Consider the following 20,749-nt stretch of genomic DNA (forward strand, 5'->3'; position numbering starts at 1 on the left):
GCAAGCCGGCTCCTACGGGATCGTGTGATTAGTCGAAAGTAATGCCCTGTGCCAGCGGTAACTCCAGCGAGTAGTTCACCGTATTGGTCTGGCGACGCATATACCCGCGCCACGCATCCGAACCCGACTCACGCCCGCCGCCGGTCTCTTTCTCGCCACCAAACGCGCCGCCGATTTCCGCGCCGCTCGGGCCGATGTTGACGTTGGCGATGCCACAGTCGCTGCCCACCGCCGACATGAATTGCTCGGCTTCACGCACGTCGGTGGTAAAGATGCACGACGACAGGCCTTGAGGCACAGCGTTGTTCAGGCGCAGGGCTTCGTTGAAGTCGGTGTAGCCGATCACATAGAGGATCGGCGCGAAGGTCTCGGTGCACACCACGTCGCTTTGCTCGGGCATTTCCACAATCGCCGGCGAGACGTAGTAGGCATTCGGAAACGTGTCTTCCAGTTGGCGCTTGCCGCCGAACACCTTGCCGCCTTCGCTCAAGGCTTGCTCAAGGGCGTCCTGCATGTTGTCGAAGCCGTGCTTGTCGATCAGCGGGCCGATCAGGTTGCCTTCCAGCGGGTGGCCGATGCGCACTTTGGAATAGGCGGCCTTGAGGCGGGTGACGATTTCTTCTTTCACCGACTCATGGGCGATCAGCCGGCGCAGGGTGGTGCAGCGCTGGCCAGCGGTGCCGACGGCGCTGAACAGGATGGCGCGCACGGCCATGTCCAGGTCGGCGCTCGGGCCGAGGATCATCGCGTTGTTGCCGCCCAGCTCCAGGATGCTGCGAGCAAAGCGGGCGGCGACTTTCGGCGCCACTTCGCGGCCCATGCGGGTGCTGCCGGTGGCGCTGATCAGGGCGACACGCGGGTCGTCCACCAGTGCAGCACCCGCATCGCGGCCGCCGATGATCACTTGGCTCAGGTACTCAGGGGCGCCGTCGAATTTCTTCAGCACGCGCTCGAACAATGCCTGGCAGGCCAGCGCAGTGAGCGGAGTCTTTTCCGAGGGTTTCCAGATCACGGCATTGCCGCACACCAGCGCCAGGGTGGTGTTCCACGCCCACACGGCGACCGGGAAGTTAAACGCGCTGATCACCCCGACCACGCCCAGCGGATGCCAGGTTTCACGCATATGGTGGCCTGGGCGCTCGGAGGCGATGGTCAAGCCGTACAACTGGCGCGACAGGCCCACGGCGAAGTCGCAGATGTCGATCATTTCCTGCACTTCACCCAGGCCTTCCTGAGTGATCTTGCCGGCTTCCCAGGACACCAACTCGCCCAGGTCGGCCTTGTATTCGCGCAACACGTCGCCGAACTGACGCACCAACTCACCACGGCGCGGTGCCGGCACTTTGCGCCAGGCTTCGAATGCATGCTCGGCGCGACTGACCTGTTGCTCCACCTCGGCGGCACCTTCCCAGTGCACACTGCCGATACGGCTGCCATCAATCGGCGAATGCACGGGCTGCTTGCCCGACTGGTACAGCGCCGGGTTTACCCCGAGACGATCAAGCAATGCGGCAACCATGGGTCACTCCTTCAATCTCAAACAGAAAATTCACGCCGCCACCGACACGGCGATCCAGAGCTTATTTGTAGCTGGCCCAAGACTTGCCAACAAACGACGATTAGGCGAGATATCATTCCGTTTATTCATGCAAAGCATAAAAAGAGGCACGCCGTGCTGAACAAAAGACATTTGCCCTCGATCACCGCCTTGCAGTGCTTCGAAGCCGCCACCCGTCACCTGAGCTTCACCCGCGCCGCCGAGGAACTGAACCTCACGCAGAGCGCGGTGAGCAAGCAGGTGGCACAGTTGGAAGAGTTGCTGCAGCACTTGCTGTTCCGCCGCGTGCGCCGGCGCTTGCAGATGACCCCGGCGGGCGATCTGTACCTGGTGGAAGTGCGCAAGATCCTCACTCAAGTGGAGATGTCCACCCACTACCTGCGCTCCTACGGTGGCGAAACCGAAGTACTGCGGGTGTCCACGCCCTACACCTTCGGCGCGCGCTGGCTGGTGCCACGCCTGAAGGGCTGGCGACTGCGTCACCCGCAGATCCACTTGGATCTGTGTAATGAACAGGAGCCGGATGAGTTGCTGCAAGGCAAGGCCGACATGGCGTTCTACTTCGGCCAGGGTTCACGCCCCGGCACCGAGAGCCTGAAACTGTTCAGCGAAGAGCTTGTACCGGTGTGCGCGCCAGAGAGCCTGCCGGCGCAGCCATTCTCCGACCCCACGCAATTGAGCAACCTGGTGCTGCTGCAAAACGCCTCGCGCCCCCAGGGCTGGCATGATTGGTTCGCCAGCCAGGGCTACCAGACCGAGCACAGCTATCACGGGCCGCGTTTCGATACCTTTTATATGTGCATTCGTGCCGCGCAGGTGGGTTGTGGCGTGGCGCTGCTGCCGCGTTTTTTGGTGGAAGAGGAACTGGCCGACGGCAAGCTGGTGATCCCCTGGCAGCATGCGATGCCCAGTCAGGATGCGTATTACCTGGCGTACCCAGAGCATTCGGCGGAGGTGCCCAAGGTGCGGGATTTTGTGAAGTGGATGATGGAGCAGGTGATTTAGCGCCTGGACGATCGCTATCGCAGGCAAGCCAGCTCCCACAGGTTGGAATGCATTTCTACTGTGGGAGCTGGCTTGCCTGCGATGGCGCCAGTAGCCTTACCGAAAAAATCACTGGCAAACCGACCCGCGTCTATGCGCCACTAGCCCCTTCCTTAATTGTGCGTAAAGGTCGGCGCCCATCGCCGACCCGTCTGGAGATTCCCGTTATGAGCGAGAGTGTGTTTGCCGATCGCATCGTGCAGAACTTGCTCGACACCGACTTCTACAAGCTGACCATGATGCAGGCGGTGCTGCACAACTACCCCAACGTGGAAGTTGAATGGGAGTTCCGCTGCCGTAACAGCGAAGACCTGCGCCCTTACCTGGCGGAGATCCGCTACCAGATCGAACGCCTCGCCGAGCTGAGCCTGAGCCCCGATCAGTTGGGTTTCCTGGAACGCATCAGCTTCATGAAGCCGGACTTCCTGCGCTTCCTGGGACTGTTCCGCTTCAACCTGCGCTACGTGCAGACCGGCATCGAGAACGGTGAGTTGTTCATCCGCCTGCGCGGGCCGTGGCTGCATGTGATCCTGTTTGAAGTGCCGATGCTGGCCATCGTCAGCGAAGTGCGTAACCGCTACCGCTACCAGACCGTGATCCTCGAACAGGCGCGGGAGCAGCTGTACCGCAAGTTCGACTGGCTGACGGCCAACGCCAGCAGCGACGAGTTGTCGGAGCTGCAAGTGGCCGACTTCGGCACGCGTCGGCGCTTCTCGTATCGCGTGCAGGAAGAAGTGGTCAGCGTGCTCAAGCATGACTTCCCCGGGCGCTTCGTCGGCACCAGCAACGTGCACCTGGCCCGCGAGTTAGACATGAAGCCGCTGGGCACCATGGCCCACGAATGGATCATGGCCCACCAGCAACTGGGCCCGCGCCTGATCGACAGCCAGATCGCCGCGCTGGATTGCTGGGTCCGCGAATACCGTGGCCTGCTGGGCATCGCCCTGACCGACTGCATCACCACCGACGCGTTCCTGGGCGACTTCGACCTGTACTTCGCCAAGCTGTTTGACGGCCTGCGCCATGACTCCGGCGATCCCGTGCAATGGGCAGAAAAAGCCATCGCCCACTACCACAAGCTCGGCATCGAGCCGATGAGCAAGACGTTGGTGTTCTCCGACAGCCTGTCACTGCCCAAGGCCCTGGAGATATTCCGCGCCCTGCGTGGTCGCATTAATGTGAGCTTCGGCATCGGCACCAACCTGACCTGCGACATTCCAGGTGTTGAGCCAATGAGCATCGTGCTTAAAATGACCGCCTGCAATGGCCAGCCCGTCGCGAAGATCTCCGATGAAGCGGGCAAGACCCACTGCACCGACCCGAATTTCGTCGCCTATTTGCGTCATGTTTTCAAAGTACCTGCCATCTCTAGCAAGGAGTGAATCATGCAAGCCGTACAGCGTGAGATTGCTGAACAGCTCAAGGTCCAAGCGCCGTTCAACGACCAGGCCGCCCTTGAGGCCGAGGTTGCCCGCCGCGTGACCTTTATCCAGGACTGCCTGCGCAATTCCGGGCTCAAGACGCTGGTGCTGGGCATCAGCGGTGGCGTCGACTCCCTGACCGCCGGCCTGCTGGCCCAACGCGCGGTGAAAGAGCTGCGCGAGAACAGCGGTGATGAGGCATATCGCTTTATAGCGGTGCGACTACCTTACGAAACCCAGTTCGACGAAATCGATGCCACCGCCTCGGTGGACTTTATCGAGCCGGACGAGCGCCACACCGTAAACATCGGCCCGGCGGTCAAGGCCCTGGCCAATGAAGTGGCAGCGTTTGAAGGCAAGGCTGCGGTATCCCGGGATTTCGTGCTGGGCAACACCAAGGCGCGCATGCGCATGGTGGCGCAGTACACCATCGCAGGCGCGGCCGGTGGCCTGGTGATCGGTACCGACCATGCAGCGGAAGCGGTGATGGGCTTTTTCACCAAGTTCGGTGATGGCGCGTGCGATTTGGCGCCGTTGAGCGGCCTGGTGAAAAACCAGGTGCGTGCGATTGCGCGGCACTTTGGCGCGCCCGAGTCGTTGGTGGAGAAAGTGCCGACGGCGGACCTGGAAGACTTGTCGCCGGGCAAGCCGGACGAAGCGTCACATGGCGTGACCTATGCCGAGATCGATGCGTTCCTGCACGGTGAGCCGGTGCGTGAGGAAGCGTTCAGGATTATCTGCGAGACCTACCGCAAGACTGAACACAAGCGGGTCATGCCGTTTTCACCTTAAAACCTGTGGGAGCGAGCTTGCTCGCGAAGACTGTCAACGATAACGCGGGCATTCTGAGTGGACGCGGCGTCATTGAGTTTTTCGCGAGCAAGCTCGCTCCTACAGGAAGAGCGAACGCGTGATTACTTGAGGGTCACAGTGCCTTTCATCATCGAGATGTGGCCTGGGAACGAGCAGAAGAATGCGTAGTCAGTGCCCGCCTTCAGCTTCGACACATCGAAGGTCACCGAATCTTTCTCGCCAGCACCGATGATCTTGGTGTGGGCGATGATGCGTGCGTCACCTTCTTTCAGGTAGTCCTTGTCGATACCGGCGGCCATGCCGTCGCTGGCGACGCCTGGCATGTCAGCAGCGGAGCTCAGCACCCAGTTATGGCCCATGACGTTTTTCGGCAGGTTGCCGGAGTGAGTCAGCTCGACGGTGAACGTCTTGCAGCTTTTGTCGATTTCAATGGCTTTGGTGTTGAAGGACATTTGGTCGGTGGAGTCGACAGTGACCTTGCACTCTGCAGCAAGCAACTGGCCGCTCGCCAGAGTCAGCAGGGAAACAGCAACGAGTTTGGCAAACATGTGAATCTCCAAGGCAGGGTTTAGAAAACGCGTATTGCGACAAGGGTGCCTGAATCAGGCAGAAATTCTTATGATCTGAATCAACAGATTGTATACAACTTTAGGCTATCAGACTGATCAACACAATCTACCAGCCAAAGTACAACCCCCTGGCTATGATCGGCTCATCACCCATCGGAGTCCGAGCCATGCACCTCAACCAACTGTTCAACGGCCTGCTGGCCGCCTACGCCTGCGGTAAGTGAAGGCCAAGCGCACCCTGAAGCTGCTACCATGTCGTCCCAAGGCAGCTGCGCGCCGCCACCCTCACCTTCGACCCTAGAGGATCGCCCATGGCCAAACCTAATTACTCCTTCGCCAAACGTCAGAGAGACTTGGCCAAGGAGCAGAAGAAAGAGGAAAAACTGCAACGCAAGAAAGCCGCTGCAGAAGAAGAGGCCAATGGGCTGAACGCCGATGTTGATGGTGAAGAAACGAGCGACGAGACCGAAACACCAAAAGATCCGGCTGAATAAATTCCTTTGTGCTGAGCCGGCCCGCCCGGCTCGGCACAATCCACCGTTACTCCAGCGGCATCACCGTTACCCTCACCTCCGGGTCATGGCTCCCTCCCCCCAGAATCACCCCTCGCAACGGCGACACATCGGAAAAATCACGGCCCCAGGCCAGGGTGATGTGCTCCAGTGCCGGCTGCACATTGTTCGTCGGATCGAAATCCACCCAACCCGAAACCGGGCAATACACCGAGACCCACGCGTGGGACGCATCGGCGCCGATCAGCCGTGGCTGGCCAGGCGGTGGCTGGGTGAGCAGGTAGCCGCTGATATAGCGCGCCGCCAGGCCCCGCGAGCGTAGGCAGGCGAGCATCAGGTGGGCAAAGTCCTGGCACACGCCGCGACGGCGCTCCAGCACCTCCACCAGCGGCGTGGCGACCTGGGTGGCTTCGGCATCGAAGGTGAATTCGCTGAAGATCTTTTCCATCAACGCCTGTACGCCCAGCAGCAGCGGTTTTCCGGGGGGAAAGCAGCTTTCGGAAAATTCGACGAAGGTTTTCTTCAGGTGCACGTAGGGCGATTCGAAGCGATAGCGACAGGCCTCGATCAACTCACCAGACATCGGCTGGCTGCTGTAGGTCAGGCTATCGCGGGTCTGGTCCCAGGCGGGCGACTGCTGAAAATCCAGCACCGGCCGCGCCAGCACTTCCACGGTCAGTCCAGCGTTCACCAGCAATTCATCATGAGGCCGCTCGAATGCCAGGCGCGTGATCGGGTTGCCAAACACGTCCAGCTCATCACGGCGCGAGGTCGGTTCCGGGCTGATATCCAACTGCTGCAAGCTGCAACGCTGCCAGGCGCACGGCCGTGGCCACAAATGCGCCAGCTGCTGGGCCAGGGACACCGGGCTGTCGTAGTGGTAGTGGGTATCGTGGAAGATCTGGTAGCGCGCACTCATCACACCGACACCGTTTGCTGGCTGACATCATCCACATGGGCAAAGTGACGCAAGGCCAGGCGGTCCGACACTTGCCCACTCTCATCGGCCACTGCTTGCAGCAGGTCGGCCAGGCCGTCCAGCGCGGCACGCACGCTGGATTCGCCGAACAACGGGTTCTCCAGGCAACCCAGGTCGAATCGCGCCAGGCGCTCCACCAATGGGCCCAGGCCGGTTTCCCGCGGCACACCAAAATCATCGTTGAGACGCCGCAGCGTGCGGTTCACCAATTTGAGCTGGAACAGCACCGCGTGGGGGTTCTGTTCGTCCAGCAACAGCAAGTCGAGTACCGGGATCAGTTGCGGCACCGCGAGATAACGCGAACGGTAGGTGATGCTGCTGTTGCCCAGTTCCAGCAACCACTCCAACCCGGCCTGATCGAACACCGCCACTCCGCGCAGGAACGCCGCCAGGCTGCTGCTCAGGAATTGCAGACGCTCGATACGCCGGCCCATCATCAAAAAGCGCCAGCCTTCGTCACGGGTCATGTCGTCCAGGGCAAACCCGGACAGCGCCGCCAACGACATCACCAGACGGTTGAGGAAGTCCAGCAACTCGCCAAAATCCGGTGACTCGCTTTCCAGCTCCATGGCTTCGCGTTGCAGCTCCACCAGGGCCTGCCAGTTCTCTCGGGACAGCTTGCCGCGCACTTGCGACGCCGCCCACTGCAAGCGTTGCAGGTTGGCGCGCAGGCTGGACGGCCAATCATCACCCAGCAGCGCCGCCAACAGGCGCTCAGGCAACTCGCCCTCCTCGGGCAGCAGACGCAGGTTTTCACCCAGCTCGACAGCCGCCTGCAGGGCCAGCGGATCGTCGCCATCCACATAACGCGCCAGCACGATACGCAGCCAACGCGCGCTGTCGTCGCAGCGCTCGCAGTAACGGCCAAACCAGAACAGGTTTTCCACTACGCGGGACGGTAGATAAGGATCGCGGCGCACCAGGTCGTGGGCGCCAATCGCGCGTTGGGCACGCCAGTGTTCGCCACCGACGGCGCGTTCGCCGAGCACCCAGGTGTCCTTACTCGCACCACCGCGTTGCATCGACACCACTTCGGCGTCGGCCTCGGCCGCTACGCGCGTCAGGCCGCCGGGCAGTACGCGGTAACCGTCGTCACTGGCCACGGCGTATACGCGCATGCCGATGGCGCGGTGTTGCAGGTGGTCATCCACGGTGTGCCATACCGGCGCTTGGGATAATTGAGCCAGCTCCTGGGCGACGTAGGCGTAGGGCCGCGCGCGCATGCGCTCAGCCAGGGCCTGGCGTTGTTCGTCGTTGAGGTCGCGGCCAAATACCGGCGCAAAACTCTGCGACGGAAACGCGGGTTTGATCAGCAGTTCCGGCAGCTTCTCCAGCGCTTCGGCCAGCACCGGCGCCTCACCGCACCACCAGGTGGCGATGGACGGCAGAATCAGCTCTTCACCAAATAAGAACTCGTTGATCTTCGGCAAAAAGCCCAGCAAACCGGGTGATTCCAGCACGCCGCTGCCCAAGGCATTGGCCACCAGCACATTGCCTTGGCGCACGGCATCCAGCAAACCCGGTACGCCGAGGGCCGAGTCCGTGCGCAGCTCCAGCGGGTCGCAGAAGTCATCGTCGAGGCGACGCATGATCGCGTGCACCCGGCGTAGGCCGCTGAGGGTTTTCAGGAACACAGTGCTGTCGCGCACGGTGAGGTCACCGCCTTCCACCAACGGGTAGCCCAACTGGCGGGCAAGGTAGAGGTGTTCGAAGTAACTTTCGTTGAACCGGCCAGGCGTGAGCAGCACGATCAGCGGCGGCTGGTCATCACCGGGCGCCTGGCGGGCCAGGGTTTCCTGCAAGGTGCGGAAAAAACCGGTGAGGTGCTGCACCTGCAAGTCACGGTAAAGATCCGGGAAGGCGCGGGACACGATGGTGCGGTTTTCCAACGCATAACCGGCACCGGATGGCGCCTGGGTACGGTCGGCAGTGACCCACCAGCGACCATCCGGCGTGCGCGCCAGGTCCACGGCATAGAGGTGCAGGAACGCACCGTCCGGCGGCTGGATGCCCTGGCACGGCCACAGGAAATTGTTATGTCCGAATACCAGCTCAGCCGGCAACAAGCCTTCCTTGATCAGGCGTTGCGGGCCATAGAGATCGGCCAGTACGGCATTGAGCAGGCGTGCACGTTGCGCGATACCCGCCGAGAGGTGCTGCCATTCATCAGCCGCCAGCACATGGGGCAGCAAATCCAGCTCCCACGGGCGGTCGGCACCCTTGGGGTCGGCGTAGACGTTGTAGGTCACGCCGTTTTCCTGGATCTGCCGGGTCAACAGCGCCTGGCGCTGGGCCAGTTGCGCGGGCGTGCTGCGTTGCAGGTGATCCAGCAAGCGCCGCCAATGGGCACGCACCGCGCCGCTGTCATCCAGCAGTTCGTGATAAGTGCCCGCGGTCAGCGGGTAACGGTCGAGCAAGTCGGACATGGAACGCTCGGCAGAGGCAAGGGGGCTCAGTTTAATGCAAATTCATCGCAATCTACTGTAGGAGCCGGCTTGCCGACGATAGCGGTGGTTCAGGCAACATTTCTGGTGACTGATATAGCGCAATCGCCGGCAAGCCGGCTCCTACAGTTGGATGGCGTTCAGTCATTTTTATTGGGGAAACGCCGTAGATCGAGGGTCATGGGTAATTCATCGTTCACCACTACCGTCGGCACAGATTGCTTCCCAGGGCTATGCCCCAACCGGAAAAACCGCGCCATGCGCCGGCTCTCTGCCTCGTTGGCATTCACCGGCAGGCTGTCGTAATTGCGCCCGCCCGGATGGGCGACGTGGTACTGGCAGCCGCCCAGCGAACGCTGCATCCAGGTGTCCAGCAGGTCGAACACCAGCGGCGCATGCACCGGGATGGTCGGTTGCAGGCAGTTGGCCGGTTGCCAGGCGCGATAACGCACGCCAGCGACGAACTCACCGACTCGCCCAGTCGGTTGCAGCGGAACCGGGACGCCATTGCAGGTCAGCAGGTAGCGCTGCGGGGGCAGCCCGGTCAATTTGACTTGCAGACGCTCAAGGGACGAATCCACGTAACGCACCGTGCCGCCGACCGCTCCCTCCTCTCCCAGGACGTGCCAGGGCTCCAGAGCCTGACGCAGCTCCAGCTCGATCCCGCTGACGGCGTAGTCACCCACTTTGGGGAAACGGAATTCCAGGTGCGCGGCAAACCACTCGGCGCGCAGCGGGTAGCCGGCGCTGTTGAGTTCGACGATCACGTCGGCAAAGTCTTGCTCGATAAAATGCGGCAGCAGGAAACGGTCGTGCAGCTCCGTGCCCCAGCGCGCCAGCTTCGGCGGCGCGTAGGGTTCGCGCCAGAAACGCGCGACCAGCGCCCGTAGCAACAACTGCTGGGTCAGGCTCATGCGCGCATGGGGAGGCATTTCAAAGGCCCGCAGTTCAAGCAGGCCCAAGCGGCCGGTGGCGCCGTCCGGCGAATAGAGTTTGTCGATGCAAAATTCGGCGCGGTGGGTATTACCCGTCACGTCGATCAGCAGGTTGCGCAGCAATCGGTCCACTAACCACGGCGGGCATTCTTCGCCGGGCTCTGGCATTTGTGCGAAGGCGATTTCCAATTCGTACAGCGCGTCATTACGCGCCTCGTCCACCCGTGGAGCCTGGGAAGTCGGGCCGATGAACAGACCGGAAAACAGGTAGGACAATGACGGGTGGTTGTGCCAGTAGCTGATCAGACTGCGCAGCAGATCGGGTCGGCGCAGGAACGGTGAGTCCTTGGGCGTTGCACCACCGAGTACAAAGTGATTACCGCCGCCGGTACCGGTGTGACGCCCGTCGATCATGAATTTTTCGGTGGTCAATCGCGTTTGCCGCGCCTCTTCGTAGAGAAATTCGGTGCGTTCCACCAACTCGTCCCACGTGGCGGACGGCTGCACGTTGACCTCAATCACACCCGGGTCCGGCGTGACGCGGAAGTTACTCAGCCGCGTGTCGGCCGGCGGCTCGTAGCCTTCCAGCAATACCGGGCAGTGCAGCTCTTCGGCGGTGGCTTCAATGGCTGCCACCAACTCCAGATAGTCTTCAACGCGCTCCAAGGGCGGCATGAACAGATAGAGGCGCCCGTCCCGCGCTTCGGCGCACAGGGCGGTGCGGGTCAGCCAGTCGGCGGATTCGTCCACCTTGGGCACGCGCTCATCACTCGGCGCAGGCTCTGCATGGTGTTGCAGTTGCGCCGTGGCCGGCAGCTCCGGCTGATCCTGGTTCGGATCCGTCGGATGTACAAACGGGTACTCCGCCGCCGTCACCCATGGCTGCGAGGCCAGTGGCAGGCGATAGCCCAACGGCGAATCCCCCGGCACCAGGCGGCAGTGGTTGTCACGCAGGTACCAGCGCCCGCTCTGCCAACGATCATTGGCCGCCGTGCGCGCCAGCGGCAGCACTTGGCCGATGACTTTATCCAGGCCCTGGCTGAACACCTTGCGCAGGCGTTCGCGCTCCAGATCGTCGCTCAGCCGCGGATCTTGGGCGGTGACGTTTTGCGGCAGCGCGCCTTCGCGCCACAGGTAGTAGAAGTTGTCTTCGAAGGCCGGGAACACAAAGCGCGCCGGTAATTTGAGGCGCTCTGCGACGCTGGCCAGGAAACGTCCGGTCAGCGCGCCGTCCGCGCCGTAGTCTTCTTGCTCATCGGCAATCAACGCGCTGTTGTGCCAGATCGGCACGCCGTCGCGGCGCCAGTAGCAATTAAGCGACCAACGCGGCAACTGCTCGCCGGGGTACCACTTGCCCTGGCCGAAGTGCACCAACCCCTTGGGTGCGTAGTGCTTGCGCATACGCTGGAACAACTCGGCGGAGAGCCGACGTTTGTCCGGCCCGAGCGCGGCGGTGTTCCACTCGGCGCCGTCGGGATCGTCGATGGAAACGAAGGTCGGCTCGCCGCCCATGGTCAGGCGCACATCGTCCTTGAGCAGGTCGCCATCGATCTGACGACCCAAGGCCTGGATCGCCAGCCATTGTTCTTCGGTGTAAGGCTTGGTGACGCGTGGGGCTTCCCAAATCCGCTCAACCGACATTTCGTGGGTGAATTCGCACTCGCAAGGCTCCACCAGCCCACTGATCGGTGCGGCGGACGATGGATCGGGACTACACGCCAACGGAATATGGCCTTCACCGGCGAACAACCCGGAGGTGGCGTCCAGGCCGATCCAGCCGGCGCCGGGCAAATACACTTCGCACCAGGCGTGCAGGTCGGTGAAGTCCACTTCGGTGCCGGAAGGCCCATCGAGGGCTTTGACGTCGGCGGTGAGTTGAATCAGGTAACCGGACACGAAACGTGCTGCCAGCCCCAGATTTCGCAGGAGCTGCACCAGCAACCAGGCCGAGTCGCGACACGAGCCGGAGGCATTTTCCAGAGTGAATTCAGGCGTTTGCACACCCGGTTCCATGCGAATCAAGTAGCCGATATCAGCCGCCAGGCGCTGATTGAGGCCCACCAGAAAGTCCACGGCCGGCAAGGGCGTGCGGTCGATACCCGCCAGGTACGCGGCGAACTTCGGCGTCAGTGGCAGCGTTTCCAGGTACGGCGCCAGCTCGCGCTGCTCGTCGGCGGCGTAGCTGAAGGGGATTTTCTCGGCATAGGGCTCGAGGAAAAAGTCAAAGGGGTTGAACACCGCCATTTCAGCGACCAGGTCGACCTCGATGCGCAGCTCATTGGTCTTTTCCGGAAACACCAAGCGCGCCAGGTAATTGCCTTGAGGGTCTTGCTGCCAATTGATGAAGTGCTGTTCGGGCAGCACTTTCAGCGCGTAGGACAGAATCCGCGTGCGGCTATGGGCCGCCGGGCGTAGACGCACAATCTGCGGGCCGAGTTCGACCGCGCGGTCGTAGCGGTAATGCGTAACGTGGTGCAACGCGACATGAATCGACACGGCGGCCTCCTGCGAGCCAGGGCATGGAAACAAAGCGCGCAAGACTTATGCCAGAGCGGCGGTCATTGCGCTTTATCGTAAGACCCGTTGCAGTACAGCACCAAAACGGCGCTGTGGCTGCGCCAATGGTGCGAGGCTCGCACATATTTGTGGCAGGCGTGATGAATCTACTCAATCAGCGCGTTTTGCGCGCGGCGATCGCGGTTTGGCGCAGGTGGCGTATGTCTAGGAGTCGCTGGCGCATTTCGCGATGGCGCTGGCTGTTGAGCAGCAGTAACCCCAGCAGTGGAAAGAGCACCGCCAAGCCATAGACCAGCGTGGGCAGGTCGTACTGGATCATCGGCAAGACGAACAACAAACAAGCCGCCAGATACCCGGCCACCAGCCTGGTTGCCCAGGCGTAGCCTCGCGCAATCATCACATTGGCGAACACAATCACCGCCACCAGCCCCAGGATCATGGCGCCCGAGTAGCTGGACTTGAGCTCGGGATCGACGGCGCGCAGGTAGGTCACACCCGCCATGGACACGGCCGCCGAACCGGAGAAGATCGCCATGAAGATGGTGCCCATGAAAACCGGGAAATAGCGCGCCAGGAAACTGCGCATATCGGGAAAGCCGCTCATTCCGTCAGGTCCTCGTAGAGGCCGATGGCAATTGTTTCGGCACTGCCCACGTGGCCGCTGCGGTGGCTGCCCCAGATGCCGAGGACGCCTCCCAGGGCATCCCTGAGCTGGGTCATGGTGGCATGGCGAATTTGCGTGGAACTGTAGCTTTTGGTCAGTTTACCGGCGCGCTGCTGTAACTTGAGCAGCTTGGGCGTCAGGCTGGGATCACGCAGGCTGAGCAACTCCTTGGTCAACTTCTTGCGTTCCTGGCGGCTCAGGCCCTTGAGCAACTCGTACCAACTCTTGCCCAATGCTGCGGCCTTGTTGGCCTTGAGCAGCCGGACCGTGGTCAACGCACCCGTGCCGATACCCACCAACGAGGCCGCATCAAGGATGGGCGAAACGGCGCCATACCATTCGGCGTCGTCCATGCGATCGTTGGCATCCGGGTCGAGTACTTCGTTAAAGGTACGTGCCACGCCAAACCCGCATTGCGCACTGCTGGCCAACGCCGCCGTGATACCAATGCCCACCACAAACGCACTGGCGCCGGCGGTGAAGGGGACGGCCACGCTGCCACTGAACACCACGATCCAGCCAATGATCGCTGCGCCGCACGACAGCCCCATGTCGAATGCCTCCTTCTGCAGGCGACCTTCGCGGGGGTCGGTTTTCACCTGTTCCACAAACTGGGCGGGCGAAATGTACTTCTGCGCCTCGCGCAAAATGACGCGCTTGGGCCTGATGCTGCAGATCGGCTTGAATTCGCGCAGGGTCACCACGTTGAAATCGGCGTCAATGTACACGACACCCGCGCCGACGATACCGGGGTCTGCGTCGATGGCAGCGAACAGGCGCGGCAGGTTGATCTGGCTCTCGATGCGCTGGCGCGCCATGAATTGGGAGCGATTGAAGTCCATGCCGATGCCGGCCAGGGGGGTGCCCATGGGGGTGCTCTTCCTTGAAAAATTGCGGTGACGGGTCTGACGTCATCGCCGGCAAGCCGGCTCCTACCGTTGACCGCATTCCAACGTTAAAACGCGGTCAACGGTAGGAGCTGGCTTGCCAGCGATGGCAATCTAATGGGCGCCACCTTAACAAACAGGCTCGCCACCGAATAGAAAGCAAAACGCCAGCACTAGGCTGGCGTTCTAACTATTCAGGCTGCGATCAACGCGGCACCACCGGCTTGCGCGCAGGCTTGCCACCCTTGCCCTTGGCCGCATCCGCGCGCTCCTTGGCGGCCTGCTTGTTGCGCGCCTGGGCGGCGGCCTTGGCTTGCTCACGCTTGTCCCACGGGTTGCTGCCGTCGCTGCCGCGCGGTGGCAGGCCGGTGTGCTGGGTGAGGATCTTGGTGGTGGTTTCCTTGGCGACCTTGTGGCTGCCGGCCGGCGTTGAGTTCTTGCGACGGGCGCTCTGGTAGCTGTCGGTGCTCGGCTGGTGCAGCGGGATCAGTTGGTCCTTGCCCGGCCCGATCAAGTCGGCACGGCCCATGCGGGTCAGTGCTTCACGCAGCATTGGCCAGCCTTTCGGGTCGTGGTAGCGCAGGAACGCCTTGTGCAGACGGCGCTGGTCTTCGCTCTTGACGATGGTCACCGCGTCGCTCTTGTAGGTGACCTTGCGCAGCGGGTTCTTGCCCGAGTGGTACATCGCGGTGGCGGTGGCCATCGGCGACGGGTAGAACGCCTGCACCTGGTCGGCACGGAAGCCATTGCCCTTGAGCCACAGGGCCAGGTTCATCATGTCTTCATCGGTGGTGCCGGGGTGGGCGGCGATGAAGTAAGGAATCAGGTACTGCTCCTTGCCCGCTTCCTTGGTGTACTTCTCGAACATGCGCTTGAACTTGTCATAGCTGCCAATGCCCGGTTTCATCATCTGGTTGAGCGGACCTTCCTCGGTGTGTTCCGGGGCGATCTTGAGGTAGCCACCAACGTGGTGGGTGACCAGCTCTTTGACATATTCCGGCGACTCAACGGCCAAGTCGTAACGCAGACCGGAGGCGATCAGGATCTTCTTCACACCCGGCAACGCACGGGCGCTGCGGTAGAGCTGGATCAACGACGAGTGATCGGTGTTCAGGTTCGGGCAGATGCCAGGGAACACGCACGACGGCTTGCGGCACGCGGATTCGATTTCCGGGCTCTTGCAGGCGATGCGGTACATGTTCGCGGTCGGGCCGCCGAGGTCGGAGATCACGCCGGTAAAGCCCGGCACTTTGTCGCGGATCTCTTCGATCTCGCGGATGATCGACTCTTCGGAACGGTTCTGGATGATGCGGCCTTCGTGCTCGGTGATCGAGCAGAAGGTGCAGCCACCAAAGCAGCCACGCATGATGTTCACCGAGAAACGGATCATGTCGTAGGCCGGGATCTTTTCCTTGCCGTACGCCGGGTGCGGGACACGTGCGTAAGGCATGCCGAACACGTAGTCCATTTCTTCGGTGGTCATCGGGATGGGCGGCGGGTTGAACCACACGTCCACTTCACCGTGCTTCTGCACCAGGGCGCGGGCGTTGCCTGGGTTGGTTTCCAGGTGCAACACGCGGTTGGCGTGGGCGTAGAGCACCGCGTCACCACGGACCTTTTCCACCGAAGGCAGGCGGATCACGGTCTTGTCGCGGGTCATGCGCGGGCTGGCCAGGATCTGGACGACCTTGGCTTCTTCCGGGTCATCCACCGGCCCCTTATCTTGCTCGATAGCGCAAGCCTGGGTGTCCTGGGTGTTGACGTACGGGTTGATGATCTTGTCGATCTTGCCCGGGCGATCGATGCGGGTGGAGTCCACTTCGTACCAGCCCACCGGCGTGTCACGGCGAATGAACGCGGTGCCGCGCACGTCCGTGATGTCTTCGATCTTGTGGCCCCACGACAGGCGCTGGGCGACTTCGACAATCGCACGCTCGGCGTTGCCGTACAGCAGGATATCGGCGGTGGCGTCGATCAGGATCGAGTTGCGCACGCGGTCCTGCCAGTAGTCGTAGTGGGCGATGCGGCGCAGGGAGGCTTCGATGCCGCCGAGCACGATCGGCACGTTCTTGTAGGCTTCCTTGCAACGCTGGCTGTACACCAGGCTCGCGCGGTCCGGGCGTTTGCCGGCCATGCCGCCAGGAGTGTAGGCGTCGTCGGAACGGATTTTCTTGTCGGCGGTGTAGCGGTTGATCATCGAGTCCATGTTGCCGGCCGCGACGCCGAAGAACAGGTTCGGCTCGCCGAGCTTCATGAAGTCGTCTTTGGACTGCCAGTTCGGCTGGGCAATGATCCCGACGCGGAAGCCCTGGGACTCCAGCAGCCGGCCGATGATCGCCATGCCGAACGACGGATGGTCAACATACGCATCACCGGTGACGATGATGATGTCGCAGGAATCCCAGCCAAGCTGATCCATCTCCTCCCTGCTCATCGGCAGGAATGGCGCTGGACCGAAACATTCGGCCCAGTACTTGGGATAGTCAAATAACGGCTTGGCTGTTTGCATGACGGTGACCGGTGTTGAGATGGAAAATCGCGGGCGCGGAATATAGCACAAATTTTGACCAATTCCGACGGTAATGGTCGGAATTGAGCAGACGGGTTATTCGTCGTCGTCGAAGTTGTAGCTGCCCGGCGCGAGGTTCTCGAAGCGGGTGTACTTACCGATGAAGGCCAGGCGGATAAAACCGATGGGGCCGTTCCGCTGCTTGCCGATGATGATCTCGGCGATGCCCTTGTGCTCGGTCTCGGGGTGGTACACCTCGTCGCGGTACACGAACATGATGACGTCGGCGTCCTGCTCGATCGCACCCGATTCCCGCAAGTCGGAGTTCACCGGGCGCTTGTTGGGACGTTGTTCCAGGGAACGGTTGAGCTGGGACAGCGCCACCACTGGGCAGTTGAATTCCTTGGCCAGGGCTTTCAAGGACCGGGAAATCTCGGAAATCTCGTTGGTCCGGCTGTCACCGCTGGAACCCGGGATCTGCATCAACTGGAGGTAGTCGATCATGATCAGGGCGATGTCACCGTGCTCACGCACCAGGCGGCGGGTGCGTGCACGCATCTCCGAGGGGCTGATGCCCGCGGTGTCGTCGATGAACAGCTTGCGGTCATTGAGCAGGTTGACCGCCGAGGTCAGCCGCGGCCAGTCGTCGTCTTCCAGCTGGCCGGAACGCACCTTGGTCTGGTCGATACGCCCCAGGGACGAGAGCATCCGCATGATCAGCGATTCACCGGGCATCTCGAGGGAGTACACCAAGACAGTCTTGTCGCTGCGCAACACGGCGTTTTCCACCAGGTTCATCGCGAAGGTGGTCTTACCCATGGACGGACGACCGGCAACGATGATCAAGTCGGACGGCTGCAGGCCGCTGGTCTTCTCGTCCAGGTCGGCATAACCGGTAGAAATACCGGTGATGGCCGCGTCGGTGTTGAACAGCGTGTCGATACGGTCGATGGCCTTGGTCAACAGCTCGTTGACGCCCACCGGGCCGCCGGTTTTCGGGCGGGCCTCGGCGATCTGGAAGATCTGGCGTTCGGCTTCGTCGAGGATCTCTTCGGCGGTACGCCCTTCCGGATTGAAGGCGCTGTCGGCGATCTCGGTGCTGATACCGATCAGTTGGCGCAGCGTGGCCCGCTGGCGAACAATCTGGGCATAGGCTTTGATGTTGGCGACGGACGGCGTGTTCTTCGCCAGCTCACCGAGGTAGCCGAGGCCGCCAACCTGGGAGGTCTGGCCTTCCTTGTCTAGCTGCTCGGCCAAGGTCACCACATCGATCGGTGAGTTCTGGTCGGCCAGCTTGGCGATGGCGCGGAAGATCAGGCGGTGGTCATGGCGATAGAAGTCACCGTCCGAGACTTGATCCAGCACGCGTTCCCAGGCGTTGTTGTCCAGCATCAAACCACCGAGCACGGCCTGTTCGGCCTCGATGGAATGCGGCGGCACCTTCAGGGCAGCGGTTTGCAGATCGTATTGCTCAGGAGCTGAAATATCGTTCATGGCCACTTGGAATTTGGGGAGTGTAGAAAAACAAAAGGCACGACCTGTAAACAGGATCGTGCCCGATGTTAACTGGCTGACACGCGAGGTGCCAGTCAGTTAGGTGCTGCTTAAGCTGCTACCACGATAACGCGTACGGTGGCTTCAACTTCGGCGTGCAGGTGCACGGCTACGTCGAATTCGCCTACGTTACGGATGGTGCCGTTCGGCAGACGAACTTCGCTCTTCTGCACTTCAACGCCGGAGGCGGTCAGTGCATCAGCGATGTCGTGGGTGCCGATCGAACCGAACAGCTTGCCTTCGTCACCGGCGGTGGCAGTGATAGTCACTTCCAGCTCAGCCAGTTGGGCAGCGCGAGTTTCGGCCGAAGCTTTTTTGTCTGCTGCTGCTTGTTCCAGCTCAGCACGACGCTCTTCAAACGCAGCCAGGTTGGCAGCGGTTGCAGCGGTGGCTTTGCCGTATGGCAGCAGGTAGTTACGACCGTAACCGGCCTTAACGTTCACTTTGTCGCCCAGGTTGCCCAGGTTGGCGACTTTTTCCAGAAGGATCAGTTGCATGTGAAAATCCTCTAACTTTTAACCTTCACCGTTCGCGTTATCGGCGTCTTTCGGCGCCAGACGACCGCGAAAATCAATCAGGCCGTCGACAATGGCCAAAACCACGAGTAACGGATAGATCAGTTGCATGAACATCAGCATCGTTACGTACATCCCCACCAGCCAGAACTTGGCCAGGCGCTTCTGCGCGACCAGCCCGTGAATCAGGGCCAGTCCGGAAAACACCAGCGGTACGCTGCAAAACAGCACCAGCAAGGTGGCTTGTGAACCGAAGTACGGTCCGACCACCATGAGTGCCAGCAGCAACATCGCCGGGCCCACGGGGATTCTGATACTGCGAAACTCGCGACCAAAACCACCCGGGTTGTACAACAACGCCTGCCAATAACGCCCAAGCATCAGGCTCAGCAAACTGACGATCTGCATCATTACCGCCATCAGGCCGATCAGGGCCGGTGCAATCAGCGTTGCCAGTCGCGCTCGCTCTTCTACCGACAGCTGTTGGTAGAGTTCCCCGAGGGCCATCGGCAGGATCTTGACGATCTCTTGCGACAGCGCCTCGATCTGCGGGCGGAAAGCCGCGTCAATCAACACCGAAAACACCAACCCCAATGCCACGCTGACCAGCAGCGTGCGGACCCAGGACTCACTTGCGCGCAAAACCAACGCAAGGCTCGACGCCCCCAGCAGCACCAGAAGCACTTTGGGTTCGCCCAGTTGCAACCACCAGATCAAGGCGGCTACGACTCCCAGGGCCAGGATGCCAACGGCATCCTGCAAACCGCGCCGCAGGAGCACAAGGCATCCAGCGGCAGCAGCCAACCAATACAACAACGGCAATGCTGCACATCCAGCCACTACCAGAGTGGCCTGCACACGACCGCGCATGATGAACTCAGCTAAGGCGCGCATGCATTCAATCCCTTACTACTTGTCGACTGCCCGGTCTCAGCGGCCGTGGCTGTCGGTGTAGGCCAGCAGGGCCAGGAAGCGGGCGCGCTTGATAGCGGTGGCCAGCTGACGCTGATAACGTGCTTTGGTACCGGTGATACGGCTTGGAACGATTTTGCCGGTCTCGGATACGTAGGCTTTCAGAGTGTTGAGATCTTTGTAATCGATCTCTTTCACGTCTTCAGCGGTGAAGCGGCAGAATTTACGACGACGGAAGAAACGTGCCATTTGATAGGCTCCTTAAAAGGTCCGTGGATTACTCGTCAGCGTTATCGCTGTTGTCGCTGTCATCACTATCAGCGCTATCAGCGCCTTCGTGCTCAGGACGGTCGCGACGCTCACGGCGCTCACTGCGGTTTTCTTCAGCCTTGAGCATCTCGGATTGGCCGGTAACGGCTTCTTCGCGACGGATGACCAGGTTACGGATCACAGCATCGTTGTAGCGGAAGTTGTCTTCAAGCTCGGCCAGGGCCTTGCCAGTGCACTCAACGTTCAGCATCACGTAGTGAGCCTTGTGAACATTGTTGATTGCGTAGGCCAGTTGACGACGGCCCCAATCTTCCAGACGGTGGATTTTGCCGCCGTCTTCTTCGATCAGCTTGGTGTAACGCTCAACCATGCCGCCGACTTGCTCGCTTTGATCCGGGTGGACCAAAAAGATGATTTCGTAATGACGCATGAATGCTCCTTACGGGTTGTAGCCTGCCGCTCAAAAACGGTCAGACAAGGAGTGAATGACACTTATGGATCTTGCCGCAGGGAGGCACATCGGTGCCTGCCAGGAAGGCAAGGGGCGCAATTGTAGAGAAGGGGGAGGAAGCGTGCAAGGTGATTGGTGATTATTTGAACAATCTTCCAAACACCACAAACCAATTGTAGGAGCCGGCTTGCCAGC

The 20,749-nt window shown here is 61.2% G+C and carries 17 protein-coding genes; 4 read left to right on the forward strand and 13 right to left on the reverse strand.

Annotated elements, in window-relative coordinates; genetic code table 11:
* Positions 1–28 precede the first annotated feature (28 nt).
* Complete coding sequence (amaB, locus tag HX868_RS00720; protein WP_016976929.1) at positions 29–1,519, reverse strand: L-piperidine-6-carboxylate dehydrogenase; 1,491 nt, start codon at positions 1,517–1,519, stop codon at positions 29–31.
* A gap of 153 nt (positions 1,520–1,672) precedes the next feature.
* On the opposite strand from amaB, the gene HX868_RS00725 reads away from it, so the two are divergent.
* The 3 genes from HX868_RS00725 (at position 1,673) to nadE (ending at position 4,815) form a co-directional block, all read left to right on the forward strand.
* Positions 1,673–2,563 (forward strand): LysR family transcriptional regulator, encoded by an 891-nt coding sequence (locus tag HX868_RS00725; protein WP_016976928.1) that lies wholly within the window; start codon positions 1,673–1,675, stop codon positions 2,561–2,563.
* Between the two features lie 206 nt (positions 2,564–2,769).
* The gene (pncB, locus tag HX868_RS00730) at positions 2,770–3,984 is read left to right on the forward strand and encodes a nicotinate phosphoribosyltransferase (protein WP_016976927.1); all 1,215 of its coding nucleotides are present in this window, start codon (positions 2,770–2,772) and stop codon (positions 3,982–3,984) included.
* A 3-nt stretch (positions 3,985–3,987) separates the two neighbouring features.
* Positions 3,988–4,815: an ammonia-dependent NAD(+) synthetase gene (nadE, locus tag HX868_RS00735; RefSeq protein WP_177001573.1), complete on the forward strand. Its 828-nt coding sequence runs from the start codon at positions 3,988–3,990 to the stop codon at positions 4,813–4,815.
* Positions 4,816–4,937: 122 nt separating this feature from the next.
* On the opposite strand, the gene azu is transcribed toward nadE, so the two are convergent.
* Positions 4,938–5,384, reverse strand: a complete 447-nt coding sequence (gene azu / locus HX868_RS00740; protein ID WP_016976925.1) for an azurin — start codon at positions 5,382–5,384, stop codon at positions 4,938–4,940.
* Positions 5,385–5,716: 332 nt separating this feature from the next.
* Between azu and HX868_RS00745 the strand changes: the two genes are divergently transcribed.
* Positions 5,717–5,899, forward strand: coding sequence for a hypothetical protein (locus HX868_RS00745; RefSeq protein WP_016976924.1), 183 nt, complete (start codon positions 5,717–5,719; stop codon positions 5,897–5,899).
* 46 nt (positions 5,900–5,945) lie between these two features.
* On the opposite strand, the gene HX868_RS00750 is transcribed toward HX868_RS00745, so the two are convergent.
* The 11 genes from HX868_RS00750 to rpsF all read right to left on the reverse strand — a co-directional run bounded on the left by HX868_RS00750 (position 5,946) and on the right by rpsF (position 20,533).
* On the reverse strand, positions 5,946–6,836 hold the full coding sequence (locus tag HX868_RS00750) for a transglutaminase family protein (protein WP_177001574.1): 891 nt from the start codon (positions 6,834–6,836) through the stop codon (positions 5,946–5,948).
* On the reverse strand, positions 6,836–9,322 hold the full coding sequence (locus tag HX868_RS00755; RefSeq protein WP_177001575.1) for a circularly permuted type 2 ATP-grasp protein: 2,487 nt from the start codon (positions 9,320–9,322) through the stop codon (positions 6,836–6,838). Before HX868_RS00755 ends, HX868_RS00750 begins: the two co-directional genes overlap by 1 nt.
* 158 nt (positions 9,323–9,480) lie before the next feature.
* A complete protein-coding gene (locus HX868_RS00760) occupies positions 9,481–12,771 on the reverse strand; it encodes a transglutaminase family protein (protein ID WP_177001576.1) in 3,291 nt (1,096 codons plus the stop codon).
* Positions 12,772–12,946: 175 nt separating this feature from the next.
* Positions 12,947–13,396: a hypothetical protein gene (locus HX868_RS00765; RefSeq protein WP_177001577.1), complete on the reverse strand. Its 450-nt coding sequence runs from the start codon at positions 13,394–13,396 to the stop codon at positions 12,947–12,949.
* The gene (ssp4, locus tag HX868_RS00770; protein ID WP_177001578.1) at positions 13,393–14,325 is read right to left on the reverse strand and encodes an Ssp4 family T6SS effector; all 933 of its coding nucleotides are present in this window, start codon (positions 14,323–14,325) and stop codon (positions 13,393–13,395) included. The genes HX868_RS00765 and ssp4 overlap by 4 nt, the downstream gene beginning before the upstream one ends.
* 223 nt (positions 14,326–14,548) lie before the next feature.
* The gene (locus tag HX868_RS00775; protein ID WP_177001579.1) at positions 14,549–16,852 is read right to left on the reverse strand and encodes a YgiQ family radical SAM protein; all 2,304 of its coding nucleotides are present in this window, start codon (positions 16,850–16,852) and stop codon (positions 14,549–14,551) included.
* Between the two features lie 96 nt (positions 16,853–16,948).
* Positions 16,949–18,346, reverse strand: coding sequence for a replicative DNA helicase (dnaB, locus tag HX868_RS00780; RefSeq protein WP_016976916.1), 1,398 nt, complete (start codon positions 18,344–18,346; stop codon positions 16,949–16,951).
* Between the two features lie 110 nt (positions 18,347–18,456).
* Positions 18,457–18,903, reverse strand: coding sequence for a 50S ribosomal protein L9 (gene rplI, locus HX868_RS00785; RefSeq protein ID WP_016976915.1), 447 nt, complete (start codon positions 18,901–18,903; stop codon positions 18,457–18,459).
* Positions 18,904–18,921: 18 nt separating this feature from the next.
* The gene (locus tag HX868_RS00790; protein WP_177001580.1) at positions 18,922–19,815 is read right to left on the reverse strand and encodes a YybS family protein; all 894 of its coding nucleotides are present in this window, start codon (positions 19,813–19,815) and stop codon (positions 18,922–18,924) included.
* A 36-nt stretch (positions 19,816–19,851) separates the two neighbouring features.
* Positions 19,852–20,082 (reverse strand): 30S ribosomal protein S18, encoded by a 231-nt coding sequence (rpsR, locus tag HX868_RS00795; protein WP_002551829.1) that lies wholly within the window; start codon positions 20,080–20,082, stop codon positions 19,852–19,854.
* Positions 20,083–20,110: 28 nt separating this feature from the next.
* Complete coding sequence (gene rpsF / locus HX868_RS00800; protein ID WP_003236224.1) at positions 20,111–20,533, reverse strand: 30S ribosomal protein S6; 423 nt, start codon at positions 20,531–20,533, stop codon at positions 20,111–20,113.
* Positions 20,534–20,749 lie beyond the last annotated feature (216 nt).

This window comes from Pseudomonas reactans, assembly GCF_013385825.1.
In the GTDB taxonomy this organism is placed as follows: domain Bacteria; phylum Pseudomonadota; class Gammaproteobacteria; order Pseudomonadales; family Pseudomonadaceae; genus Aquipseudomonas; species Aquipseudomonas reactans.